The sequence below is a fragment of the Daejeonella sp. genome (assembly GCF_046590655.1).
Classification (GTDB): Bacteria; Bacteroidota; Bacteroidia; order Sphingobacteriales; family Sphingobacteriaceae; genus Daejeonella.
In genome coordinates this window covers 39,213-65,440 of sequence record NZ_JBKJUM010000094.1, presented here as the reverse complement: position 1 = coordinate 65,440, position 26,228 = coordinate 39,213, and the positions used below count along the sequence as shown (strand labels likewise).

The 26,228-nt window shown below is 41.0% G+C and carries 24 protein-coding genes; 16 read left to right on the top strand and 8 right to left on the bottom strand.

Translation table 11 applies throughout. The features are described 5' to 3' along the window. Positions 1 to 11 precede the first annotated feature (11 nt). Positions 12 to 1,979: a 1,4-alpha-glucan branching protein GlgB gene (glgB, locus tag ACLL8Z_RS09305; RefSeq protein ID WP_411274504.1), complete on the top strand. Its 1,968-nt coding sequence runs from the start codon at positions 12 to 14 to the stop codon at positions 1,977 to 1,979. Here glgB and ACLL8Z_RS09300 read toward each other — a convergent pair. From ACLL8Z_RS09300 to pfkA, 4 genes are all read right to left on the bottom strand, one after another. Further along, positions 1,969 to 2,928: a Gfo/Idh/MocA family protein gene (locus tag ACLL8Z_RS09300; protein WP_411274503.1), complete on the bottom strand. Its 960-nt coding sequence runs from the start codon at positions 2,926 to 2,928 to the stop codon at positions 1,969 to 1,971. The genes glgB and ACLL8Z_RS09300 overlap by 11 nt on opposite strands. Positions 2,929 to 3,196: 268 nt before the next feature. Next, entirely contained in the window at positions 3,197 to 4,195 is a 999-nt protein-coding gene (gene gap, locus ACLL8Z_RS09295; protein ID WP_411274502.1) for a type I glyceraldehyde-3-phosphate dehydrogenase, read from the bottom strand. Positions 4,196 to 4,278: 83 nt separating this feature from the next. Next, the gene (locus ACLL8Z_RS09290; RefSeq protein WP_411274501.1) at positions 4,279 to 5,127 is read right to left on the bottom strand and encodes a hypothetical protein; all 849 of its coding nucleotides are present in this window, start codon (positions 5,125 to 5,127) and stop codon (positions 4,279 to 4,281) included. A gap of 5 nt (positions 5,128 to 5,132) precedes the next feature. Next, positions 5,133 to 6,116, bottom strand: a complete 984-nt coding sequence (pfkA, locus tag ACLL8Z_RS09285; RefSeq protein WP_411274500.1) for a 6-phosphofructokinase — start codon at positions 6,114 to 6,116, stop codon at positions 5,133 to 5,135. Between the two features lie 124 nt (positions 6,117 to 6,240). Between pfkA and ACLL8Z_RS09280 the strand changes: the two genes are divergently transcribed. Then, entirely contained in the window at positions 6,241 to 6,942 is a 702-nt protein-coding gene (locus ACLL8Z_RS09280; RefSeq protein ID WP_411274499.1) for an NUDIX hydrolase, read from the top strand. 55 nt (positions 6,943 to 6,997) lie between these two features. Here ACLL8Z_RS09280 and ACLL8Z_RS09275 read toward each other — a convergent pair whose 3' ends face one another. Continuing rightward, entirely contained in the window at positions 6,998 to 7,864 is an 867-nt protein-coding gene (locus ACLL8Z_RS09275; protein WP_411274498.1) for an N-acetylglucosamine kinase, read from the bottom strand. A 186-nt stretch (positions 7,865 to 8,050) separates the two neighbouring features. On the opposite strand from ACLL8Z_RS09275, the gene ACLL8Z_RS09270 reads away from it, so the two are divergent. From ACLL8Z_RS09270 to ACLL8Z_RS09260, 3 genes are read left to right on the top strand one after another with little or no spacing between them, the layout of a single operon-like run. Further along, positions 8,051 to 9,085 (top strand): threonine aldolase family protein, encoded by a 1,035-nt coding sequence (locus ACLL8Z_RS09270; RefSeq protein ID WP_411274497.1) that lies wholly within the window; start codon positions 8,051 to 8,053, stop codon positions 9,083 to 9,085. Between the two features lie 48 nt (positions 9,086 to 9,133). After that, complete coding sequence (gene accC, locus ACLL8Z_RS09265) at positions 9,134 to 10,618, top strand: acetyl-CoA carboxylase biotin carboxylase subunit (protein WP_411274496.1); 1,485 nt, start codon at positions 9,134 to 9,136, stop codon at positions 10,616 to 10,618. 12 nt (positions 10,619 to 10,630) lie between these two features. Beyond that, positions 10,631 to 11,215, top strand: a complete 585-nt coding sequence (locus tag ACLL8Z_RS09260; protein WP_411274495.1) for a riboflavin synthase — start codon at positions 10,631 to 10,633, stop codon at positions 11,213 to 11,215. 154 nt (positions 11,216 to 11,369) lie between these two features. On the opposite strand, the gene ACLL8Z_RS09255 is transcribed toward ACLL8Z_RS09260, so the two are convergent. Continuing rightward, positions 11,370 to 12,512, bottom strand: coding sequence for a tetratricopeptide repeat protein (locus tag ACLL8Z_RS09255; RefSeq protein WP_411274494.1), 1,143 nt, complete (start codon positions 12,510 to 12,512; stop codon positions 11,370 to 11,372). Positions 12,513 to 12,641: 129 nt separating this feature from the next. Between ACLL8Z_RS09255 and ACLL8Z_RS09250 the strand changes: the two genes are divergently transcribed. Then, on the top strand, positions 12,642 to 12,938 hold the full coding sequence (locus ACLL8Z_RS09250; RefSeq protein ID WP_411274493.1) for a hypothetical protein: 297 nt from the start codon (positions 12,642 to 12,644) through the stop codon (positions 12,936 to 12,938). A 93-nt stretch (positions 12,939 to 13,031) separates the two neighbouring features. Here the strand turns inward: ACLL8Z_RS09250 and hscA are convergent, their stop codons facing one another. Continuing rightward, on the bottom strand, positions 13,032 to 14,906 hold the full coding sequence (gene hscA / locus ACLL8Z_RS09245) for a Fe-S protein assembly chaperone HscA (protein ID WP_411274492.1): 1,875 nt from the start codon (positions 14,904 to 14,906) through the stop codon (positions 13,032 to 13,034). A 100-nt stretch (positions 14,907 to 15,006) separates the two neighbouring features. Further along, positions 15,007 to 16,341, bottom strand: coding sequence for a dihydroorotase (locus ACLL8Z_RS09240; RefSeq protein WP_411274491.1), 1,335 nt, complete (start codon positions 16,339 to 16,341; stop codon positions 15,007 to 15,009). A 124-nt stretch (positions 16,342 to 16,465) separates the two neighbouring features. Between ACLL8Z_RS09240 and ACLL8Z_RS09235 the strand changes: the two genes are divergently transcribed. The 10 genes from ACLL8Z_RS09235 to ACLL8Z_RS09190 all read left to right on the top strand — a co-directional run bounded on the left by ACLL8Z_RS09235 (position 16,466) and on the right by ACLL8Z_RS09190 (position 26,212). Further along, on the top strand, positions 16,466 to 17,848 hold the full coding sequence (locus ACLL8Z_RS09235) for a DEAD/DEAH box helicase (protein ID WP_411274490.1): 1,383 nt from the start codon (positions 16,466 to 16,468) through the stop codon (positions 17,846 to 17,848). A 311-nt stretch (positions 17,849 to 18,159) separates the two neighbouring features. After that, on the top strand, positions 18,160 to 18,519 hold the full coding sequence (gldC, locus tag ACLL8Z_RS09230) for a gliding motility protein GldC (RefSeq protein WP_411274489.1): 360 nt from the start codon (positions 18,160 to 18,162) through the stop codon (positions 18,517 to 18,519). A gap of 9 nt (positions 18,520 to 18,528) precedes the next feature. Continuing rightward, positions 18,529 to 18,945 (top strand): hypothetical protein, encoded by a 417-nt coding sequence (locus ACLL8Z_RS09225; protein ID WP_411274488.1) that lies wholly within the window; start codon positions 18,529 to 18,531, stop codon positions 18,943 to 18,945. Positions 18,946 to 18,970: 25 nt separating this feature from the next. Continuing rightward, on the top strand, positions 18,971 to 19,633 hold the full coding sequence (locus ACLL8Z_RS09220) for a heme exporter protein CcmB (protein ID WP_411274487.1): 663 nt from the start codon (positions 18,971 to 18,973) through the stop codon (positions 19,631 to 19,633). Between the two features lie 82 nt (positions 19,634 to 19,715). Beyond that, positions 19,716 to 20,441 (top strand): cytochrome c biogenesis protein CcsA, encoded by a 726-nt coding sequence (gene ccsA, locus ACLL8Z_RS09215; protein ID WP_411274486.1) that lies wholly within the window; start codon positions 19,716 to 19,718, stop codon positions 20,439 to 20,441. Positions 20,442 to 20,550: 109 nt separating this feature from the next. After that, positions 20,551 to 20,763, top strand: coding sequence for a CcmD family protein (locus tag ACLL8Z_RS09210; RefSeq protein WP_411274485.1), 213 nt, complete (start codon positions 20,551 to 20,553; stop codon positions 20,761 to 20,763). A 144-nt stretch (positions 20,764 to 20,907) separates the two neighbouring features. Beyond that, entirely contained in the window at positions 20,908 to 22,344 is a 1,437-nt protein-coding gene (locus ACLL8Z_RS09205; RefSeq protein WP_411274484.1) for a Glu/Leu/Phe/Val family dehydrogenase, read from the top strand. A gap of 212 nt (positions 22,345 to 22,556) precedes the next feature. Continuing rightward, a complete protein-coding gene (locus tag ACLL8Z_RS09200; RefSeq protein WP_411274483.1) occupies positions 22,557 to 22,967 on the top strand; it encodes a cytochrome c maturation protein CcmE in 411 nt (136 codons plus the stop codon). Between the two features lie 6 nt (positions 22,968 to 22,973). Continuing rightward, entirely contained in the window at positions 22,974 to 25,436 is a 2,463-nt protein-coding gene (locus tag ACLL8Z_RS09195) for a heme lyase CcmF/NrfE family subunit (RefSeq protein WP_411274482.1), read from the top strand. Beyond that, the gene (locus ACLL8Z_RS09190) at positions 25,436 to 26,212 is read left to right on the top strand and encodes a Rossmann-like and DUF2520 domain-containing protein (protein WP_411274481.1); all 777 of its coding nucleotides are present in this window, start codon (positions 25,436 to 25,438) and stop codon (positions 26,210 to 26,212) included. Before ACLL8Z_RS09195 ends, ACLL8Z_RS09190 begins: the two co-directional genes overlap by 1 nt. Positions 26,213 to 26,228: the final 16 nt, after the last annotated feature.

The following is a 26,228-nucleotide window of genomic DNA, read 5'->3' as shown; positions in this document are numbered from 1 at the left end:
GATGTAGCATTATGGCTAAAAAAGTAAAGTTTATTTCTCACTCTATATCTATTCCGGCTGAATCGGCCGAGGGTTGGTATTCCCGATTCTCTGATTTTGATATCAGTCTGTTCCGGGCGGGCAGGCATTATAAACTATATGAGAAATTTGGCTCGCATGTGGTAACTCATGATGGCCTGGACGGAACATATTTTGCATTATGGGCACCCAATGCCAAATTAGTTACTATCGAGGGGAACTTCAATGGATGGAATAAATCATCGCACCCTATGCAAGTTAGATGGGATGGATCCGGAATATGGGAATTGTTTATCCCGGGGATCGGAACCGGCGAAGTCTATAAATATTATATCAGTTCTAATACAGGTGAAACTCTTGAAAAAGCAGATCCGTTTGCCTTGCGTTGGGAAGAACCCCCATCCACTGCTTCAATAGTATGGGATACCTGGTATGAATGGAGAGACGAGGAATGGATGAATTCCAGACATCGAAATAATGCTTTGAATAAGCCAATGTCGGTCTATGAGATGCATTTTGGTTCATGGGCGAGAAATATAGAATCACCTGACGACTTTTTAAGCTATCGTCAGATGGCAGCGAAATTAATTCCTTATATTAAGGCAATGGGTTTCACCCATGTGGAGTTTCTCCCAATGATGGAACACCCATTTTATCCTTCCTGGGGATATCAGATCACAGGCTATTTTGCTGCGACATCCCGATTTGGAACTCCACAAGATTTCATGTTCCTTATTGACGAACTCCATAAAAACGGAATTGGCCTGATCCTCGACTGGGTTCCTTCTCATTTTCCGGGAGATGAGCATGGTTTGTACCGTTTTGATGGCACACACTTATACGAGCATGCGGATATGAAAAAAGGATTTCATCCCGATTGGAAGTCCTATATCTTTAATTATGGCCGTAACGAAGTCAAATCTTTTTTAATTAGCAATGCGATTTTTTGGCTTGATCGCTATCATGCGGATGGGCTGCGGGTTGACGCTGTTGCATCAATGTTATATCTGGATTACTCCCGCGAAGAGGGCGAGTGGATCCCCAACGAGTTCGGAGGTAATGAAAACCTGGAAGCTATCAGCTTCCTGAAAGAATTTAATGAAGCTGTATACTCCAACTTTCCGGATGTACAGACTATTGCTGAAGAATCGACAGCATTCCCGGGTGTTAGCAAGCCTACTTATGCCGGCGGGCTCGGGTTCGGAATGAAGTGGATGATGGGATGGATGAATGATACCTTAGAGTACTTTTCAGAAGATTCGATACATCGCAAATACAACCATAACCGGATTACGTTTAGTACCGAGTATGCTTTTACGGAAAACTTTATGCTGCCGTTTTCTCATGATGAAGTGGTCCATGGCAAAGGTTCTTTATTGAACAGGATGCCTGGGGATGAATGGCAAAAATTTGCCAATCTGAGATTACTTTACATGTATATGTTCACCCATCCGGGAACAAAATGTCTTTTCATGGGGAACGAAATAGGTCAGAGCAGGGAGTGGGATTTTGACCATTCACTCGACTGGCATTTGCTGGAACATGCACCGCATCAGGGAATTAACCAAATGGTTAAGTCTCTGAACAATTTATATACTTCCGAGCCTGCACTTTATGAAAAAAGTTTCGAAAGTGCTGGTTTTGAATGGATAGAAGGTGGTGATGCGGAAAACTCGGTTCTTGTTTATTCCAGGAAAGGTAACGAACCGGAGAACGATCTTGTCATTATTCTAAACCTAACGCCTGTTCCCCGTAATTCCTGGCGAATCGGACTCCCTGCAGAAGGCAAATGGCAAATTATCCTAAATTCGGATGATCCGGAGTATTTCGGAAGTGGATTAGTTAAGCACACCACTATTATTTCTGAACATATCTTCTGGCATGGCAAAAAGCAGTCGGGATTGATGAATTTGCCGCCACTAGGAGGTTTAGTACTAAAATTAGTATATCCTACCCGCTAATCTTATCGATCATCCTCATCACTTCAACCCCATCTTCCGCTGAGCAAGGATTTGAGCCCTGAGCGAGAAAATATTTTACTACCTGTTCAATCATAGGCTGTTGCACATGAGGCAGGTGATTAAACTCCAATTGGTTTGTCTCGCCATTCATAATAATTTCGCAAAAGTTGCCAAAAACAGCAAAACGAATAGTTCCATGAGTTCCTTTAATTTCACAAAAATCAGTTTCATCTTCAATTTTTGCATTAAAATTCCATGTTCCGGCAAATTGGATATTGTTGGGAAACAATACTTCAGCACTCGCAAAATCAGCTGCTTTATACAAATTCGCACGATTGAAGGACCTACCGTCGATTTTCACTGGTTTGCCAAAATAGAATAGCATCAAATCTAATTGGTGCGGAGCCAGGTCATGAAAAAGTCCACCTCCTGAAATAGCAGGATTGGTACGCCAGGTATTTTCGGTTCCGGGTTGATATGGCTGGTGAAATTGTAAGTCCACCGAAATAACTTCACCTATGACGTTTCCCCTAATCAGATTTAAGATCTTTATAAAGCGTGGCTGTGCTCGCCTATAATGAGCAACACATATTTTGCATGAGCTTTTTTCAGCCGCTTTGGTCATTCGTTCAGCCTCAAAAGAATTCAAAGCCATAGGTTTTTCTACATATACTGCTTTGCCAGCTTTTAAGGCCTGCAAAGCGTATGCTTCATGATAGGCTGGAGGAGTAGCTATGTAAATTGCGTTGACTTCATTATCATTGATCAGATCACCGGCATCAGAATACCATTTTTTAATGCTGTGTCTTTTTGCATAATCCCTGGCTTTTTTCTCATCGCGCCTCATTACAGCAATCAATTCAGAATCAGAAACCAAATTAAATGCCGGACCGCTTTTGACTTCAGTGACATCGCCGCAGCCGATTATACCCCAGGAGATTTTGTTCATTTGTGAGAATCAATTATTAAGTATCAAGACTTAGGCGAATTAACAAGATCGTTGATTGTTAGAAATCCAATATACAAGCTATTCGCAAGAACTTGATTTTCTTTGTGGTACTTCGCTTCGACTATTACAATCTGCTAGGTGAAATCTTGATTGTTGGCTCATGATACATGCAAATAGCCCCTCTCTATCAATAGAGAGGGGCTATGATTAGCCTAGCATACTATGAATGCTTGAAATCCTATGAATTCTACTTCTATTAATTTTAATCTTACTTCACATTCCCAACAAGCTGAACCAAATCAATCAATTTGTTTGAATATCCCCATTCGTTATCATACCATGAAACAACTTTTACGAAGTTATCATTTAAAGCAATTCCAGCTTTTGCGTCAAAGATAGAAGTACGTGGATCTCCAAGGAAATCAGTAGAGACAACGTCATCTTCAGTATAGCCAAGAATTCCTTTAAGTTCGCCTTCAGACGCATCTTTCATTACTTTTTTAATCTGATCGTAAGTAGCGCCCTTTTCAAGACGTACTGTTAAATCTACCACCGACACGTCTGCGGTAGGCACACGGAAGGACATACCAGTTAATTTACCTTTTAGGTCTGGGATAACAAGAGTCACCGCTTTAGCTGCACCAGTTGAAGAAGGAATAATGTTCTGGTAGGCACCTCTTCCTCCTCTCCAGTCTTTAGCTGATGGTCCGTCAACAGTTTTCTGTGTTGCAGTAACTGCGTGAACGGTTGTCATTAATCCCTCAAGAATACCAAAATTATCATGCAATACTTTTGCAAGCGGCGCCAGACAATTTGTGGTACATGATGCATTTGATACTATATTTTGGCTTGCTTTAAGATCTTTGTGATTAACACCCATTACGAACGTTGGTGTATCATCTTTAGCAGGAGCAGACAGAACTACTTTCTTAGCCCCCGCGTCAATATGTTTCTGTGCATCAGCCTGCGTTAAAAACAGACCGGTGGATTCAATAATCACTTCGGCACCAACTTCATCCCATTTTAAGTTTGCGGGATCTTTTTCTGCAGTTACCCGAATAGTCTGGCCGTTTACTACAAGGTTTCCATCTTTAACTTCAATAGTGCCATTGAATCTCCCATGCGTTGAATCATATCGTAACATGTAAGCCATGTAATCAGGTTCAACAAGGTCGTTGATGCCAACTACGTCGACACCATCACGTTCAATTGCAGCTCTAAAAGCTAAACGGCCAATCCGGCCAAATCCATTAATTCCAATTTTCATTTCTTTATTGTTTTGTTCTTTAATTTGCGATGAATCTGATATAGTTGATATTCTCATCGTTTCATCCAAAATCACACTTCTGTTTAATTTTTATTCGAGTAATACTTTAATAAGTTATATATGGGTTCCTTAATTACAGACCCTATTTTTAAACCATTGTTTTTCGCAGCTTCATTCAGATAATCCTGAAACCCTGATGCTACAGTCCCTACCATATGAATAGGGGCATCCGGATATTGCCCTTTCAGCGGGATAATATAGGTTCTTAGATAAACATCAAATCCGCGAATCACCAACTGTTTTACAAATGTATTATTTCGGTGTTCCATTAGGAAATCGGCGAAATAGCTCAAAAATAAAGCCGGTTGCGGCTGTCTGTAAACCTTATCAAGAATTTGAGTTCTGTCGAGATCAAATTTCTTTTGAAACAATTTCTTAAATTCAGATGGGATCTTGTCATTTAGAAAGGATTTCAATACATTAATCCCCAACCAGTTTGCTGAACCTTCATCGCCCAGGATATAGCCTAGCCCGTAGTTATTCTGATGCACTTTCTTGCCGTCAAAATAAGCGGCGTTTGATCCGCTGCCTAAAATACCCAATACACAGGGCTCATCCCCGCATGCCGCCAATCCTGCGGCTTTAAGATCGTGATCTATAGCTATCCGGCTAAACCTGAAAAATGAGCCGAATGCATCAGCAACAACTTTCTGACGCTCTGGGGAGGACGCACCCGCACCAAAAAAATACACCCATTTAATTTTTTCAGCATTGTGAATGAGCTGAACTGTTTTGTTTAGTAACTGGGTTATTGAAGCTTTATCATTAAAAAAAGGGTTGATGCCCTGAGTTTTAAATTCTGAAACGATTTTTCCTTTCTCTGCCAGTTTCCAGTCTGCAAATCTTGATCCGCTATAAACTACCGCAATCATATTAACTATATCGATAAAACATTTATCATTTCAAGCAGATCGTCCTCAAGTTTGAAGTGATTAAAATTTAATGCATCTTCAAGTGGTGTGAATACAATTGTATTTCCTCTAAGCCCGACCATTTGTCGATGTTTCCCGCTTTTTAAAGCTTTCACTGCAGCAAAACCCAGTCGGCTGGCCAGAACACGGTCAAAACTGCTCGGGCTCCCGCCTCTCTGTAAATGCCCTAATATAGTCACTTTACTATCGTAAAAATCAAATTTTTCTTTAACACGCTCAGCGACATGATAGGCGCCGCCATTTTTATCACCCTCTGCTACAATAACAATACTCGACGATTTATGATTGTTTGCATGTCCTGAAAGTTTCTCGATAAGTTCGTCGATAGCTGTGTCCCTTTCAGGCAGTAAAACAGCTTCCGCCCCGCCTGCAATACCAGCACGCAAAGCAATGCATCCGGAATCCCGCCCCATTACTTCTATGAAAAAAAGGCGATTATGAGATGCGGCGGTATCTCTGATTTTATCAATCGCTTCGATTACAGTGTTGGTAGCTGTATCAAATCCAAGAGTAAAATCAGAACCGTACAAGTCGTTGTCTATGGTTCCGGGGATGCACATAACCGGAATTCCGTAAGTCTCCGATAACCGGCAGGCGCCATTTGCAGTGCCGTCTCCACCAATGGCAACAAGCGCGTCGATGCCATGTGACTTCAGATTTTTGTAAGCTTTTTTTGTGCCTTGTGGGGTTTTGAACTCAAGACAACGGGCAGTTTTAAGTATAGTACCACCAAGGTGTATGATATTCCCAACGTCGCGGGCGTCCATATCCCAAAAATTGCTTTCTAGCATTCCCTGATAGCCCTGACGGATCCCAACAACCTCCAGACCCTCGTAAATGGCAGTTCGAACAACTGCCCTTATGCAGGCGTTCATTCCTGGTGCATCACCACCTGATGTAAAAACACCGATTTTTTTTATCACAGACAATACTATCTATCACTATGTGTAAGCGAAGATAGGGTGTATTCTTTACACTAAGTAATTTTTCCTATATTTTTTCATTCAGTTCCTGTTAATCATTCTATATTTAGTTTTTAAATTATTTAGAACTGTGGAAAATATCCTGCCCAAATTTGATTCTGTTTTTTCGATTGACTGTGTGATTTTCGGTTTCGATGAGGGTGAGCTTAAAATTCTGTTAATAGAGCGAAATGTTGAGCCCTTTAAAGACTGGTGGGCCTTGCCTGGATATATTGTAGAACAGGATGAGAGTCTCGATAACGCCGCTGAGCGAATTTTATATGAATTGACGGGGTTGAAGGGAATATATATGGATCAGTTTTTTACGTTTGGTGATGTGAACAGACATCCGCAGGGACGAGTGATAACCGTAGGCTATTATGCAATGATCAGGCTCGGTGGAAATAAGGATTTAAAACCGGCTCCAATAACCAATTATGCAAAGAAAGCAGTATGGACACCACTTGCGGACCTGAATAAGCTGGCCTTTGACCATGATAAAATATTCGGCCGCGCCTTCGAAAAAATCCGAAATAAGATTAGTTATCAGCCAATAGCCTTCGAATTGCTTCCTGAGAAATTTACTTTAACCCAGCTCCAGCATCTTTATGAAGTGATTCTGAATAAAAAATTGGACAAGCGTAATTTCCGGAAGAAAATGCTCAATTACGGTATTTTAAAGGAACTCGACGAAAAGCAAAAAGGAGTTTCATACCGTGCCGCGAAGCTTTACAAGTTCGATAAAAGAAAATACGCAAGATTATTTCAGAAGGAACTTTCTTTTGGAAAATGACGATCAGGGAATTAGCAAATGAGTTACCACTCTCATTTGCTAATTCCCTGATTTTCTATTTTGCTTTCCCCCTCGGTGCCAGTTCTACATGATAACGAACCAGATCATCTATTGGTGAGCGAATGATCTTACCAACTTTCATCCCGTATTCGAGAGCAGTTTCTTCCAGAACATTTCTGAAATTATAACCTACCGAACCTATACAATTAAAGGTGTAGTCTTTATAATTAGGATAGTGGCTAACCAGATTTTCGAAAAAATCAACAAAAGAAGTCTTTACAATGCCCCTAGAATATTCTGCATGGACATTGTTGTCGTAAACGAATTTACTGAAACTGGCGCAAAAGCGATTTGCCAGAGGTTTTGTGTAAATATTGTCTGTTACCTCATCCACGGTGAGTTGATAGGTATCCCAAAAGCGCTGACGTACTACTTCGGGCATGTAACCTCTGAGGTAATCGGTTAGCAATTTTTTTCCAATGTAACACCCACTTCCCTCGTCGCCTAAAATATAAGCCGCTGAATCAATATTGTGGATAATATCCTTACCATCATAAATACCGGTGTTGGTTCCGGTTCCCAGGATAGCTGCAAAACCAGTATCCAAGCCTAACAGAGCTCTTGCAGCTGCAAGTAAATCATGTCCGACATGAACCTCTGCATTTTTAAATACAGCTTTCATCGCATCGGCCACAATCTTAACTTTATCTTCGGTGGAACATCCAGCACCGTAGTAGTTAACTTCCGTAATTTCGTCCAGTTCCAGATCCGAGGGAAGGTCTGCTCTCATAGACTCGATGATATATTCTGTATCAACAAAGTATGGATTATACCCCTGGGTATTAAAGTAAATCTTTTGACCTGCCTTATTCAATAAACACCAGTTGGTCTTGGTAGAGCCTCCATCTGCAATAATGATCATAGTTTCGTTTAGTTTTAAAAAGCTAAATGTACGAAAGTTAAAAAAGTCCGCAAAATAAAATTCTGTACAGAGCGTATCTAATTTATGGAATCAGAAATCGGACTTTGAACAACAGCTTTAGAATATTAATTAATTAATTTTTTAAAAAAATCCATCAATCAAGGGAGATAAAATCTATTTTTAACGATGGATCAAAAAAGTATGATAGTTGACCTTCGAAGCGATACAGTTACCCGCCCTTCTGCGGGCATGCTTGATGCTATGATGAGTGCGAAAGTGGGAGACGATGTATTTGGTGAGGATGAAACGGTCAATGCTCTTGAAAGTAAGACCGCCGATATATTTGGCATGGAAGCAGGTCTGTTCTGTCCTTCTGGAACCATGACTAATCAAATTGCTATAAAATGTTTTACAAATCCATTGGAAGAGGTAATTTGTGATGAAACCGCACATGTCTACAGATATGAGGGAGGTGGGATCGCCTTTAATTCTTCAGCTTCTGTGCGATTATTGTATGGTGATAGGGGCAGACTAAACCCGGAACTTATTGAACCTCATGTCAATCCTGACAATATTCATTATCCAAAGACCTCGCTGGTAGTCCTTGAAAATACTGTTAATCGGGGAGGAGGGAGCTACTACTCTACGGATCAAATTGAACCTATTTATCATCTATGCCGAATGAAAGGCTTGTATCTTCACCTTGATGGTGCCCGGATTTTCAATGCTTTGGTTGAAACAAAAGATGATCCGAAGGACTATGGAAATATGTTTGATGGGATTTCAGTCTGCCTTTCAAAAGGATTGGGGGCACCGGTGGGGTCGGTACTGCTTGGAAGAGAAGAGTTTATTCAGAAAGCAAAACGGGTTCGGAAAGTATTTGGAGGGGGATGGCGACAGGCAGGTTACCTGGCTGCCGCCGGGATTTTCGCCCTCGACAATAATATTGAGCGTCTAGCGGAGGATCATCAGCGCGCGAGAATCTTGGGTGAGGCGGTTAAGAGCCTCCCATATGTTAGCAGTGTAATGCCCGTTGATACTAATATTGTGATTATTGAACTCGACCCGCATCTAAAGCCAGACGAATTTGTTGAAAAACTAAATCATTTTGGAGTTAAATGCAATACTTTTGGCAAGCAGATGATCCGGTTTGTCACGCATCTGGATCTGAATGATACTATGTTGGAACACACTATTCAAACGCTTAAAAAGATCCACTAATATTACTTTGCGGGATTTTGCCCGTTCTAAAAGAACAAAAATAGACTGATGAACAAGATCCTGGTTGCAAACCGCGGCGAAATTGCCCTCCGTATTATGCGTTCTGCGCGCGAAATGGGAATCAGGACTGTCGCTGTTTTCTCGGAAGCCGACCGAAACGCATTGCATGTACGATATGCAGACGAGGCAATATGCATTGGACCAGCGCCATCTTCGCAATCATACTTGGTGGCTGATAATATCATAAAAGCTTGTAAGGATACAGGCGCAGAAGGTATACATCCTGGGTATGGGTTTCTTTCAGAAAATGCTGTATTCGCCAGAAAGGTTAAGGCCGCCGGACTGGTACTAATTGGACCCTCGCCCGAAGCCATGGAAATCATGGGAAATAAATTATCAGCAAAAGCAGCTGCACTTAAGTATAACATTCCTATGGTTCCGGGCACAGACGAGGCCATCAAAGATATTCCCCTTGCACAGCAAAGGGCTTTGGAAATAGGTTTTCCTATATTAATCAAAGCTGCTGCCGGAGGTGGGGGTAAAGGTATGCGGATCGTGGAAAGAGCAGAAGATTTTATTGAACAAATGGACCTCGCTGTTTCCGAAGCTACGTCAGCTTTTGGTGATGGTTCAGTCTTTATTGAACGTTACGTTTCCTCTCCAAGGCACATTGAAATCCAAGTGATTGGAGATACTCATGGGAATATTGTTCACTTGTTTGAACGAGACTGTTCAGTGCAGCGAAGGCATCAGAAAGTAGTTGAAGAAGCACCTTCATCGGTACTGAGTCCGGAATTGCGACAGAAAATGGGTAAGAGTGCGGTTGATGCTGCCCGTTCATGTAATTATACTGGTGCGGGAACTGTGGAGTTCATTTTGGACGAAAATCTTGATTTCTTTTTTTTGGAGATGAATACCCGTTTACAGGTGGAACATCCGGTCACTGAAATGATCACTGGTATAGACCTTGTTAAAGAACAAATCAGGATTGCCCGCGGTGAAAAGCTAAGCTTTACACAGGAAGACCTTGAAATTAACGGCCATGCAATAGAAGTGCGGGTTTATGCTGAGGATCCTGCGAATAATTTTTTGCCAGATATTGGAACTCTACAAACATATCAAACCCCCAAAGGACCTGGCGTGAGAGTGGATGATGGTTTCGAGCAGGGAATGGAGATACCTATTTACTACGATCCCATGATAGCCAAACTCATTACTCATGGCAAAGATCGGAAAGAGGCTATTGAACGTATGATCAGGGCTATTGATGAATACACGATTACCGGAATACAAACAACACTAGGATTTGGTAAGTATGTAATGCAGCATCCTGCTTTTATTTCCGGAAATTTTGACACTCATTTTGTAAGTAAATATTTTACCCCGGACCAGCTTCAAAGCGCCGATGAAGAAGAGGCGATGATAGCGGCAATTATTGCTGCAACGTTTATGAAAGCTCCGTCAGGACCTGAAATAATGCCGGAAATTTCAGCTTCGTGTTCAGCCTGGAAAAAGAACAGGAAAGAGTACTAAATAAGCGAGACTATGTTTACCGGAATAATTGAAACTTTAGGTCTAATCACTCATATTAATTCTGACAAAGGCAATCTCCATTTCACTGTGCAGTCTGATGTTTCTTCGGAGCTCAAGATTGATCAGTCGGTTTCGCATAACGGAGTATGTCTAACTGTTGTGAACGTTGATAACGGGAGACATGTAGTTACGGCGATTGAGGAAACTCTTATTAAATCAAATCTAGCTGCAATAAAGGTCGGTGATTTGATAAACCTTGAACGCTGTATGCAAATGAATGGCCGCCTTGACGGACACATTGTTCAGGGCCATGTAGACCAAATTGCAAAATGCACCAAATTTACGCAGCTCACAGGGAGTTGGGAATTTACTTTCAGCTATGATATGGCCCCCGGCAATGTGACAGTAGAAAAAGGATCCATCTGTGTAAATGGGATTAGCCTTACGGTTGTGAATTCGCTTAAAAATTCATTTTCAGTAGCGATAGTACCGTACACTTTTGAAAATACAAGCATGCAATATATTAAAGTAGGTGATACTGTTAATCTAGAATTTGATATTATCGGAAAATACGTGGCAAGGCTTATGAGGCTTTAGATATGAAGTCGGAGGTCTGAGATCTGAGATCTGGGTCGAACAGAGGTCTGAAGTTAGTAGTATGAAGTAGAGGTCGGAATACGTCGTTTAGTTCAATCAATCAACCAACCTGCCTTCTGGAAGACTGCCGGCAGGCAGGCAACCACCAACCAAATCACTTTTCTAACTGCCCAACCCTAAACTTACTGTATTCCAAATAACTTTCCTGTCCTTTGGGAGGGTTAGATTCCAGATACCGCCTGTAAAACCTTAAGGCGCTTGGTTTATCATTAAGCTTTTGATCATAGATGGTGGCCATCGAATAGAGGGTTATTGGCTTATTATCAAAGAAAAGGCTCTTTTGATATGAAGCCAAAGCAGATTTCATCTGATTTCTTTTCTGGTTCGAATCACCGATCAAAGCATAATACGCTGCCGTATTTGGCGAGATGCTTTCTTTTAATGTCTTGTTAAAATATTCAATTGCCCTGGGATAATTTTCTAAGGCTTTATAGCTCATGGCTAGAAAGTAAAGTGAAGATTCTGTTTGTTGACTGGTTTCTTCAAGCTTTTTCAAAATCTCAATTGCTAAGTCATATTTTTTAATTGAATAATAAGCCTCGCCAAGCATTTTGAGTGAAAGAGCATTTTCGTCTCCAAGGCTGATCAACCTGTTGATAATCTCGACAACCGCTGGCCAGTTGTCGCGGGCATAGGCCAGCTCAGATTTGCCTCGCAAAAGGTATAAGTTTGTTGTATCTGCAGCAATTGCAGTGTCCAATACGGCTTCCGCAAGTTGATACTGCTTTGCCGCTTTGAGTACTTTCGAATAGCTGTAAGCAACATCACCGTCTTTAGGATTAAGATAGTTTGCTTTAGCAAGATATGGCGTTGCAAATATAAGACCCTCTGAGCTTTCAATCATATCACTTAGTTGCCGGTAAACTGAAAAATTGTTACTATCAATTTCCAAAATTAATTTATAGTAATCTCCTGCCATCTTAAAATTTCCTTTTGCCTGGTTAATTCCTGCGAGGCTGAAAAGTGCTGAGACCTCTGTCGAATCTTTTTCAAGAATTCGTCTGTAATAGGTTTCGGCCTCCGATAATCTACCTGCCATTTTCAGGCTGTAGCCAAATCGACTTAAAACTTTATTGTCCCTGATTGGCTCCTGGAAAATTTTTTTCAAATAGTCGGATGCTTCAACATACCGTTGACTCTGAAGAAGGTCAAGTAAATAGAGGTTGTCTGCATCCTTTACTTGCGATTGAACCTGAAAGTTTGCAAACGTCAGAAGTATAATAAATGACTTTTTCATAGACATTTAGTCAAGATACACATTTCATCAAACTAAGTTTATAGTTGTTTAAAAATGTTCTCAATTCTCCACTTCCTTTTTATTACTGGCAGTATAATTGCACTAATCCTCTAAACCAAATAACAACATATGGATAAGCTGAAAAAATTTGATCTGATGGAAAAAATTACGCACGAGCTGGAAGATCTGAAAAACAGCCAGACCGCCATCGTACAGAAGATCGGTAAAATTGAGATTGATAATTACGATCTCGGAAATAAAATACTTGAAAAGGTTCTTCCGGTAATGCATCAGAATGTTGCCGATAATCTGGATAAAATTGCCGAGATCCTTAGCAGTTTTGAAGACACCAAAAATGATTTTGAAAAGAAAAATGATATTGAAGGTTTGCGCGAGCAAGAAATAATAAGGGAAGCTGGCATTTAAGCTATTTAACCACAGCGATGATACTTGCGAACTTGCTGCTGTGCCGCTAATTTATAGCCAAAGAAAGAATGATCTTTCTTTGGCTATCTTGTTTTAAGGCTTTAGTTTTGGTGCATTCACTGTCGATACACCCTTCCCTTTCATGGCTGTTGAGATCGCTGTGTTCATCAATCGTTCAGCAAACGGGCGTGTGAACTCGTTAAGTGCATCAATGTTTTTATGGATAAGATCTTTGTCTCCAGAGGTAAGAGATGATTTCAACGAGAATAAAAGCTTTCGGGTGTCCAGCATTTCCTGCTTCGATACCTGATCTTGATTCTTTTCAAGGAAACGTTCAACCGTATAAAGCATTTGTTCTCCCTCAGTACGCGATTCTATAAGCATCCTTTGGATTACATCGTCTTTAGCGTTCTGAATACTATCGATCAGCATTTTTTCGACCTCCTTGTCTGTTAAACCATAAGTTGGCCTAACTTCTACTTCCTGTTTAACTCCCGAACGAAGTTCAACTGCTTCAACCGTAAGGATCCCATCAGCATTCAAGCGGAAATTGATGTCTACTTTAGGAAACCCGGCCGGCATTCCGGGAATTCCCATTAAATCAAATTCAGCTAATTTTCTGTTCTCTTTTACTAGATCGCGTTCACCCTGGTAAACGGAAATCTTCATATTTGCTTGTCCGTCAATTGACGTTGTATATTGTCTGCCAGCTTTACTGGGAACTTTAGCATTGCGTGGTATAATTACATCCATTAAGCCGCCCATGGTCTCGATCCCTAGAGAAAGAGGAGTAACATCAAGAAGTAAAATGTCTTTCCTGTTTCCAGCTAGCACATCTGATTGTATGGCAGCACCCAGGGCGACAACCTCATCCGGGTTTATCTTATCATGAACTTCTTTCCCAAAGAATTCAGAAACCTTGCGTTTTACAAGTGGCGTCCGCGTAGAACCCCCAACCATTACAATGTCTTGAATATCAGTTACAGTCAGACCAGCATCATTCAAGGCATTCTGGCAAAATTTTATGGTTTGTTCAACCTTAGCCTGGATCAATTCCTCAAATTTTATTTTAGTGATGGCACAGGGAATACCATCTACAGAATCATTAAAAATATTTTGTGTAGATAATGCCTTTTTTGCCTCTTCCGCTTTTAACCTTAATGCTTGGCGAACTGAAATGTCCAACTCTATCTGAATCTCGTTTGATTCGATCCAGTAATTCAATATCGCCTGATCAAAATCATCACCGCCCAAAAAAGTGTCGCCGTTAGTAGACAAAACTTCAAATATGCCATTTTGAATCTTTAATACGGACACATCGAAAGTTCCGCCGCCAAGATCATAAACAACTATTACTTTTTCTTCCCCGGGATCAAGGCCAATACCGTAGGCAAGGCTGGCAGCAGTCGGTTCATTTACAATCCGTAGGACATCTAGTCCCGCAAGTTTACCAGCATCGCGCGTAGCCTGCCTCTGACTATCATTGAAATATGCCGGAACTGTAATGACAGCTCTGTTGACAGGCGTCTTCAGGGCATGTTCAGCACGGTCTTTTAACTCTCTGAGTATCATTCCCGAAAGCTCGATGGGCGTATAATATTTCCCGCCAGCGTTGATCTTGACCAGACTCTCCGTGTTATCGTCGATTATTTTGTAAGAAAAAAGATTTTTGTGTGTTTCAAGGTCACGGTACGAGCGCCCAAGGAGGCGTTTAACTGAGAATATTGTGTTTTGAGGATCAGAAATTAGATATTCTTTGGCGTCATTGCCCACAATTACACTTCCGTCGGGCTTAAAATGAATTACAGATGGAACCAGCACGCCCTTGCCCGTATCATTAATTACCTGGGGCTTCCCATCAGGACTTATAAAAGCCACCAGACTATTTGTCGTTCCCAGATCTATCCCAACAATGATTTCCTCTTTCTGAACTGAACCGGTAGCAAGATTTATAGATACTGTAGCCATAATGTGGCAAAGGTACGTAGTTTAACGAAATTGGGAAGGAAGGGGGAGTAATTGGGTGTTTTATTACTTAGTGGTGAGAATTACAAATTTTCACATTCCATTACCGCTCGAACAACAGTCTTTCTCCAACACCTCCCTCAACGACCTGACCATTTCGGTAAGCTATTCTTCCTGAAACGATCGTGGTATGAATAGACGCACTAAAAATCAATCCTTCAAATGGGCTCCAGCCGCATTTCGATAAAAGGTTTTCCCGGTTTACTTCAGTTGGTTTGGCCAGGTCGACCAAAACAACATCAGCCCAATAGCCTTCACGAATAAAACCCCGGTTTTCAATTTGAAAACATATGGCAGGATTATGCGCCATCTTTTGGACAATCTTTTCGAGGCTAATCTTGCCCTGTTCAAAAAGCTGTAACATTACAATTAACGCATGCTGAACGAGTGGCCCTCCAGAGGGAGCCTTGATGTATGGCTGCGATTTTTCTTCTATGGTATGAGGAGCGTGGTCAGTTGCTATAATGTCTATTCTGTCATTCAATACCGCATTCAGTATCTCCTGCCGGTCTTCGCCGGATTTTATTGCCGGATTCCATTTAATCCAGTTTCCTTTTTTAGGATAGTCTTTGTCAGAAAACCAGAGATGATGTATACAGGCTTCAGCAGTAATTCGTTTCTCCGAAAGGGGAATTGAATTATCAAAAAGTTGGGTTTCCCGGGCCGTAGAAATGTGCAGAATGTGTAGTCGTGTATTATGTTTTTTAGCGAGCTGCACCGCAAAAGAGGATGATTTATAACAGGCATCAGAATTGCGAATAAGAGGGTGCATTTCTGGTGTGAGTTCGTCGCCATACAGAGCTTTAAAGTTTGCAAAATTGGCTCGTATTGTTGCCTCATCCTCACAGTGCACTGCAACCAGCATTGGCGTTTTGCTGAAAATGCCCTCCAGCGTCTTTTCATTATCAACCAGCATGTTGCCTGTGGATGAACCCATGAAAACCTTAATACCGCATACGTTTCTGGAGTCAGTTTTCAGAACTTCTTCCAGATTATCGTTTCCCGCTCCCATAAAAAAGGAGTAATTAGCCGCAGAAGTTTTCGACGCGATATCATACTTATCCGCAAGAAGTTTCTGGGTTAGAGTATTGGGAAGCGTGTTGGGCATCTCCATGAATGATGTTATACCCCCAGCAACTGCCGCCCGGCTTTCTGTAAAGATATCTGCTTTATGGGTTAGCCCGGGCTCACGGAAGTGTACCTGGTCATCAATGCACCCTGGTAAAAGATGCAGGCCCTCGGCGTTAATAAGCGTGTCAGCAGGCAGGTTTATACTTGAGCCTATCTTCTCAATCTTTCCATCTTTTATAAGCAGATCACCTTCAAATGATTTTCCTTCGTTAACGATTGTAGCAGATTTTATTAGTATGGATGCCATTGGGATATGATTTAAGTTATGCGAATTTGAGAAATATTCGTGACAATTTTACGAACTATGGTGTAATGTGGATTAGCTTATCGTTCAAGTCTTATAGCTCCCCGCTAAACCTTACCTTTGCACAATGTCAATATCTTTTGAAGACTTTAAGCTTAACCGCCAGATCCTGAATGCTGTTGCAGATGCGGGTTATACTTTGCCTACGCCGATACAGGAAAAAGCCATCATGCCTATATTGTCAGGGCAGGATATAATGGGAATAGCACAGACCGGTACAGGTAAAACCGCTGCCTTTGTGCTTCCTATTCTTATGAAGCTTAAATATGCCCAGGGTAACGATGCCCGGGCCTTGATCATTGCGCCTACCCGCGAGCTTGCAATGCAGATTGAGGAAAATGTGCGCACTTTTGCAAAATATACTGATTTACGAACCGTTGTAATTTACGGCGGCCTGGGGCCTAAAACTCAAATTGCTGACCTTAAAAAAGGGGTTGATATTATTATTGCCACGCCCGGACGTTTTCTGGATCTATATTTATCGGGTAATATAAATACTCAATATCTGAAATTTCTGGTAATGGATGAAGCCGATAAAATGATGGATATGGGATTTATAGGCTCAATTCACCGGATACTTGAAGTTGTACCTAGAAAGAGGCAGAACCTGCTTTTTTCAGCTACGATGAGCGAGTTGGTTCATAAGATTTCTGGAGATTTTCTTAAGCACCCCACTGTTATTGAAGTAGCAGCTCAGGCTACACCAGCCGATACCGTTAGCCAGGTTTTATATAAAGTACCCAACCTCAAAACTAAACTTAACCTCCTTCAGCATCTGTTAAAAGACACAGAGGATTTCACCCGCCTGATTATTTTTTGTAAGACTAAAACCGTTGCTGATAATATTTTCCATTTCCTTGAGCGCCGGTATGGAGCGGAACAGGTTAGAGTTATTCATGCTAATAAAGGGCAGAATACCCGGATAAATTCAATAAATGCCTTTAAGGAAGGCGATATAAGAATTCTTGTAGCTACAGATGTTGCTTCCCGTGGGCTTGATGTGACTAACGTGAGTCATGTAATAAACTTCGATGTACCGATCATCATAGAAGATTATGTACACAGAATCGGTCGTACCGGCAGGGCCCTCCAAACGGGCGATGCAATCACATTTTGCAGCCCTTCAGAAGAATATTACATTCAAAAAATAGAGAATTTGATACGGCAGCAGATTCCGGTTGCAGAAATGCCCGAGGCTATTTTTATCGATGATACTCCATATGAAGAGCGTCAGGATATTGCACGTGAGATCGACCTTCAGAAACGGCGCGATGATCCTGAATTTAAAGGCGCATTTCACGAGAAAAAAGCTAAAAACTCCAAAGGAGTCAAACCTGCTGCAAAGGCTGGTCCAGCAGTAAAGGTAAGAAACAATAAACCTGGAGGGGTCAGGAAAAGAAAAAGCATAAAATTCGACGCGGTTCATAAAAAGGACAAGAAAAAGAAATGAATTTGCGCTTAACCCCGCTTAATTTAGTTACGACTCTTTTATTAGTTAGTATAATTTATCTTCTGTCGTTTCCTGATGAACACGGTTGGCGTTATCTGGGTGCAATTCCCTTGGGGGTGATACTAATCATCAGTTTCATTTCAGATTTACTGTTCCGAAGATTAATTGTTGATCTCAAACGAATTTGGTTATTTGAGTTACTATTTCTCATCTTTGTCGTGATCTTGATCCTGCTGATCAAAACTCAATTCAATTGAATCAGAAAATCTAAGGTTGGAGGTGCTAATACCTTTTACCTCATACATTTATTCATGAAAAAAGCTGAAATAAAACTAACAATAGACCTCGACGATCAAAACGTGCCTGAAAATATACTTTGGGAATCTACCGACTCGCAAAACAAGGAAGCATTGCCCGTTAAATCAATGATGCTTGCTCTATGGGATCATAATTACAAGAACTCATTGCGAATAGATCTGTGGACGAAGGATATGCCGGTTGATGAGATGAAACGCTTCTTTTACGAAACTCTTCAGACTATGGGCGACAGCTTTTTGCGCGCAACTGGTGAAGAGGCTATTGTTGAAGATCTTCGGGATTATTGTGCTCATTTCGCTGAAAAGATGGAACTTTCTGAAGGTAATAGTCCGCAGTCAGCGTTAAAGGGTTAATTTAATCTTATGACAGCTAAACATTACACGAGTCTTCTAGGCGTGCTGCTTGTTATTGTTGGCGGAATGTGTCCCATGCTACGGGTACCAATTCTGGGAAACTGGAACTACTGGGAGATAGACACCGTACTTGCAACAATAGTTTACACCTTATGCGCTATTGCTCTTCTTGCTAGCGTTACGCGAAAGCAGGGCCTTCTGCGCTGGTGTGGTTGGTCTTTGCTGCTAATGCTGGTACTTACGCTGACTGCAGTATATTTCAAGGCTAATGACTATTTCAGCTTCATTCCGATGAAAAAGCTTGCTGCGGCTGCCGCGAGAATGATAAAATTTCAATGGCTGGGATGGGGTCTTATGTTCGCCGGCGCATTTATCGTTATTGTATTCTCCCGGAAGTATAAAGCTCCTTTTCAAACCTTGCGATGATAAAAACAAAAAATCGTTGTTTTAGATGACCCTCTACCATCAGATTAAATTCCTCATTCGCAAGGAAATCATGCTTGAATGGCGTTCCCGATACGCATTGAATGGAATTTTGCTTTATGTTGTTTCTACAGTCTTTGTTTGTTACCTCTCTTTTCGTGAAATCAGTAATCCGCCCACTTGGAACGCCCTCTTTTGGATAATAATGCTGTTTGCATCGGTTAATGCTATTACCAAAAGCTTCATGCAGGAAAGTCGTGGACGACAGCTTTATTACTATACTATAACCGGGCCTCATGCGATAATTATTTCCAAGATCATTTACAATGTTTTCCTGATGCTATTGCTTTCTATTATTGCGCTGGGCTTCTACTCCCTGGTATTTAAAAATCCGGTGGGCGATCCGCTGTTTTATATGCTTTCAGTCCTGTTGGGGAGCATTAGCTTCGCCACCGTGTTCACCATGATTTCCGGTATTGCATCAAAGTCAGGTAATGGAGGCGCCCTTATGGCAATCCTCAGCTTTCCTTTAATTATTCCTTTACTCATTGTCCTTATCAAACTGTCAAAAAATGCGTTGGATGGCCTGGACAGATCTGTGTCCCTGGATGAAATAGCGATTTTGATAGCTATCAATATTATTGTGATCACGACATCGTTATTGTTGTTTCCATTTTTGTGGCGTGAGTAGATCAGCTGCCCGTTTTCAGTTGCCGGTTACCAGCCTGGGTCGACTAAACGCTTGGTCTGGTAACGGGTAACTGGCAACTCCTTTGCTCTTTCCAAAATTTTCCTTCCAAATAATCCATTTATCTTACATTTGCTCACCCAACCCTATAACTATGACAAAAAGCTGGTGGAAAATTCTGGCAGTATTGCTCGTGCTTTTTTCAATCATTAGCGGATTTTTATTTCAGGTGCCCGCAAAGCCTATTTTGAACGAATCGATCCGGAATATTCATTTTCATGTTCCTATGTGGTTCGCGATGATAGTCATGCTTACCATATCTTTCGTTTACAGCATCAAATTTTTGAACAAGGGTAACGAGTTTGACGACCTTATGGCCGTTGAAAGTGCCAACGTGGGCATTATATTCGGGATTTTAGGATTATTAACCGGTATGATTTGGGCCAATTTTACTTGGGGAGAGCCCTGGAGTAACGATCCTAAACAGAATAGTTCAGCGATAGCCCTTCTTATTTACTTGGCCTACCTGGTCCTTCGTAATTCAATGGAGGAAGAGCAAAAAAGAGGTAAAATATCGTCCGTTTATAATGTTTTTGCCTTTCCAATTATGGTTGTATTGCTATTTATACTGCCTCGCATGACTGATTCCCTGCACCCCGGAAATGGAGGCAACCCCGGTTTCAATACAAAAGATATGGCTCCTGAATTGCGCCCAGTTTTCTATCCAGCGTGTTTAGGTTGGATTCTTATGGCTACTTGGATAACTACTTTGAGGGTGAGAATGCGTAAACAAGAAAACTTAGTAAGTTGACGGTTAGCGGTTAAGGGTGGAAAGTTAACAATAACATGGATAAACATTGACGATCGTATCGCGAATAGCCTCACTGCCAATTTTGATATCTGATACTTATTAAATAAATATGAAAAAATTCCTTTTACTTATCATCCTGCTTTCGGTCTCAGTGTCAATCTTTGCACAGGAAACCAATGGTGTCGATATGGCTACTGAACTTCGCAGCTCGGGCAAGATATATGTTGTAGTGGCTGTTCTGGCTGTAATTTTCATCGGACTGGCATTCTATTTGTTCTCTATAGACAGCAGGCTAAAAAAAATCGAGAAGCTGCAGAAGTAGAAAACCTGCCTTTAAAATCTTTCTGCTGAGTTTTTTGAATTTGGTTAAAAGATGTACTTGGTACACTAAGTCATTTTCATTTTTGGTATCAATTAATTTCTTTCAACTTTGCATAAACCAATTATAAAATAATTTATTTACAGTATGGCTAAGTCTATAGACGCAGCGCACTCCGATACATCTTTTTTCGGAGACGTCTGCCAGTTTTTTGATCATGCAGCGCAATTTACATCACATCCAGAGGGATTGCTAGATCAGATAAGATCATGTAATAGTGTGTACCGGTTCCGGTTTCCCATTCGCAGAGGAAATGGATTCGAAGTAATCGATGCATGGCGTGTTGAACATTCTCATCACAAATCACCAACGAAAGGGGGGATTCGTTATAGTGAAATGGTGAATGAAGATGAAGTAATGGCGCTTGCGGCTCTTATGACCTATAAATGTGCTATTGTTAATGTTCCTTTTGGAGGTGCAAAAGGCGGTATAAAGATCAATCCTAAAGAGTATACGGTTGCAGAACTTGAAAATATTACACGCCGTTATACGGTTGAATTGATAAAAAAGAATTTCATTGGTCCTGGTATTGATGTTCCCGCTCCTGATTACGGTTCTGGCGAGCGAGAAATGAGCTGGATTGCTGATACCTACCAGACGATGAATCCCGGACAATTGGATGCATTGGGATGTGTAACTGGAAAACCTCTTGCCTTACATGGAATCGCGGGAAGGAAAGAAGCGACAGGTCGCGGTGTTGCAATTGCTATCCGCGAGTGTGTAAATGTTCCCGAGGATATGCAGAAGCTTGGATTATCTGCCGGATTATCAGGCAAAAGGGTAATCGTGCAGGGAATGGGGAATGTTGGCTACTATACTATTAAATATTTAACAGAGTTTGGAGCTACCATCGTTGGTATATGTGAATTTGAAGGAGCGATTTATAGCTCTGAAGGATTTGATCTCGAAGAAGTGTTTAATCATCGTAAATCAACAGGGTCAATACTTGGATTTTCCAAAGCTCAAAAAGAATTTACGAAATCGGCTGAAGGACTTGAACAAGACTGTGATATATTAGTTCCGGCAGCCCTGGAAAATCAGATAACAGAGCTGAATGTTGCTAATATAAAAGCTAAAATCATAGCTGAAGCGGCCAATGGCCCAACTACTCCTGATGCAGCATACGCGCTGATTGAACGGGGTTGTATTCTGATTCCTGATATGTATTGTAATGCCGGTGGTGTTACTGTGTCTTATTTTGAGTGGCTGAAAAATCTTTCGCACGTAGCATTTGGCCGGATGGACAAACGTTATGAAGAAAACGCGAATCTTAACCTCGTTAATACCATAGAGAAGTCAACAGGTGTTACGCTCGACGCTGCGCAAAGAAGCATGATCATTAAAGGCGCTTCTGAGCTTGAACTGGTCAATTCTGGATTGGAAGACACCATGATCCGCTCATATCATGAGATCCGCGAAATCAAGTTAGAGAATTCACGTATCGATAGCTTACGTACTGCAGCCTTTGTAAGCTCAATTAATAAAGTGGCAGTGTCTTACATGAATATGGGTATATGGCCTTAGGAGTATCAAGTATCAAGTATTAAGATTAATTTCATTTAGGGGTGAAATACCCAATTGACTTCTCCCAAGGTTTTGATACTTGATACATATATCTTGATACTTATTTAGAATGATTCTATTATAGAAACAATCTTGTTAGAATTACTCCAAAAGTTTAGCTTTTAGTACTTTTACAATGGCAATTGCCGTTTTAAGTTCTAACATTCATAATCATGAAGAAAAGTTCTATAGCAGGTATGATCATTATAGCAATTGCTATTTCAGTGATCATCAGCACATATGCAGATTCGAGTACATACGGTTCATTTTCAGATGCTCGTGAAACTGAGTCAGAACTGCATGTTGTGGGCCATTTGAATAAAGAAAAAGCACTTTTTTACAACCCCATACAGGACGCAAATTACTTTTCATTTTATCTCAAGGATAACGACGGGAAGGAATGTAAGGTTGTTTTCAGCGGTTCTAAGCCACAGGATTTTGAGCGTTCCGAGCAAATCGTCCTTACTGGAAAGATGATCGGCAACGAATTTCATGCTTCGAAGATCCTGATGAAATGCCCATCAAAATATACCAAAGACGAGGTGGAAGTTACAGAAGTGACTGCCACGACCGCAAAAATCTAATTCTTAATGGATATACAATTCATTGGAGAAAACCTACTTCCTGGTAAACTAGGTCAATTCTTCATCATTCTGTCGTTCTGCACAGCCCTGTTGGCAACGATAAGTTATTATTTTGCAACGGTCAGTTCTCACGGGGATGACTTTCAAAAACAGTCTGTTTCAGGCTGGCAAAAAATCGCCCGTACTGCCTTCAGCCTAAATTTACTTGCAGTAGTTGGCATTGGTTCATGTTTGTTTTACATTATTTACAATCATTTATTTGAATACCATTATGCTTATGCGCATTCCTCGAGAACGCTGCCGGTCTATTACATTATTTCGTCATTCTGGGAAGGGCAAGAAGGCAGCTTTTGGTTATGGACTTTCTGGCAGGGGATTTTAGGATTAATCATTGTCTTAAGGGGCAAATCCTGGGAAAACTCGGTCATGACAACTGTTATGTTATCTCAGGCTTTTATAGCTTCGATGCTGGTAGGGGTTGAATTGTTTGGACAACGAATAGGAAGTTCTCCCTTTATCTTACTTCGCGATGCGGTTCAGGGACCTATTTTTTCAAGACCTGATTACCTCTCACTGATCACCGACGGGAATGGGCTCAATCCATTATTGCAGAACTATTGGATGGTAATACATCCGCCAACATTGTTTCTGGGTTTTGCTTCAATGATAATCCCTTTTGCTTATGGTATCGGCGGATTATGGGAAAAACGTTACAGCGAATGGATAAAACCCGCATTGCCATGGTCACTTTTCGCAGTAATGATTCTTGGAACAGGCATCATAATGGGATCGTTTTGGGCCTATGAAGCACTAAACTTCGGAGGTTTCTGGGCTTGGGATCCAGTTGAAAACGCCTCAATTATCCCCTGGTTAACGCTTATCGCAGCAGTACATGTATTAATAGCTTATAAAAACTCCGGTCATTCATATTTCACTGCGACTTTCTTAGTACTCATAAGTTTTGTGTTGGTTCTGTACGCGTCATTCCTTACCAGAAGCGGAATTTTGGGCGAAACGTCTGTGCACGCTTTTACTGATCTCGGTATGTTCTGGCACTTGGTGGCATATGTAGGAATATTTTTCATCCTGATGATCTTTTTTTTAGTTATCCGCTGGAAAGAACTGCCAATCACTCAGAAAGACGAAGAAACATATTCGAGGGAGTTTTGGTTATTTATCGGAGCACTGGTATTGTCGGTAGCATGTATTCAGATATTAGCAACAACCTCAGTGCCGGTATTTAACGCCATATTTGGTACTCAAATCGCACCACCACCTAATGTGATTCAGCATTATAACAAATGGCAAGTACCTTTTGCCGTTGTTATCGCCTTTATTTCGGCTTTTTCACAATACTTGAAATACAAAAAGACTGATCCTAAGAAATTCTACATCAGTATTGCAATTTCCCTGCTATTATCATTACTCATTACTGCCGCGGCTGTATATATCACAAAAGTGTATACCAACTTTATGTATATCATTTTGACTTATGCGGCAGTATTTTCAATAATAGCCAACGCAAAGATACTTGGAGAAGTATTTAAAGGTAAATGGAGGCTTGCGGGTTCGGCAGTAGCACATATTGGTTTTGCTTTTCTTCTGGTTGGTGCGCTAATCGCTGCCGCAACGAATAATATAATATCTGTGAACAACACGGGTATTGGATTTGGTGATGAATTTGCGAAAAGCAACAACCCTCGTGAAAATATACTCCTCTACAAGGATGAACCAATAAAGATGGATAGGTATACTGTAACCTATAAAGGTGATTCTACTGAAGGAGTTAATACTTACTACCGTATAAACTATCAGGTAATTGACACTGCCAGCGGCAAGGTTGAGGAAAATTTTGACCTGTATCCAAATGCACAGCAAAATGTTAAAATGAAGCAAATCATCGCTTCTCCGGATACCCGTCATTACTTATTCCATGATATTTATACTCACGTGAGCAGCGTGCCTCTTAAAGAGGAAGATCATGAGGACCATGAAGGTCATTCTGACGATGAGAAGTTTGAAAAACCGGTTAGTCACGAAATTAATGTCGGGGATACTGTCCGATTTCGCGAAGGTTATATAATTGTTAAAGGAATAAATCGTAATGCAAAGATTCAAAACATTCCGGTTATCGGCAATGATATTGCTATTGGTATGCAACTGGAAATTAATTCCAATGGCAAGACGTACAATACTGAGCCAGTATACCTCTTAAAAGATGGATCTAAATTTGATTTCGGTAAAACTGTAGATGAAGCAGGTCTGAAATTACGTTTTACTAATGTTTATCCTGACAAGGATAAACTGGAACTTATGGTTTATCAGAAACCCAAGGCCGAGAAAAGCTGGGTCGTGCTGAAAGCAATAGAATTTCCTTACATAAACTTTTTTTGGGGGGGCACGATTATTATGGTCATTGGGTTTATTTTATCCATTTTCAGAAGAAATAAAGAGTTAAAAACGACCTGATGAATATTGTTTTATTAGGTAGTGGCAACGTTGCCACACAGTTAGGGCGTGCTTTTAAAATGGCCGGTCAAACTATTGTTCAGGTATGGAGCCGCGATATAGAACACGCAAAAGAATTAGCAGATACTGTTGCTTCAGAGGCAATCTCAAATATTGATGATATATATCTTTTTGCAGATCTCTATATTATCGCTGTAAAGGACAACGCCATAGCCGAGCTGGCATCAACCCTGAATATTGGCGATAAACTAATAGTCCATACATCGGGGTCTACGTCAATCGAAGCTTTAGATGGAGTTTCCAGTCACACCGGCGTTTTTTATCCGTTGCAGACCTTCTCAAAGAAGAAGGCTGTCGATTTTCGAAGTGTACCAATTGCTATTGAAGCTAGTAATCCCGAAGATTTGTCTGTGATCCGGGCTATTGCAGATCGTCTTTCAGAAAGGGTTACAGAACTAAGTTCGGCACAGCGGAAAGTTTTACATGTGGCCGCTGTTTTTGCATGTAATTTTACTAATCACCTAATGGCTATCTCTCAGCAATTGCTTGAAGCCGAGAACCTAGAGTTCGATCTTTTAAGGCCTTTAATTGCCGAGACAGCTGAAAAGGTTCAGCTTTATTCTCCTGATACAGTGCAGACTGGTCCGGCAGTTCGGGGTGAGAGTGAGATCATCAGTTCCCATCTTAAAATGCTGAAGGATACGCCTGAATTGCAAGAACTTTACTCTCAACTAAGTCAGGGCATAGTCAATTTGCACAAGCAACCACGGGGCTGAATTTAAATTCTTATTT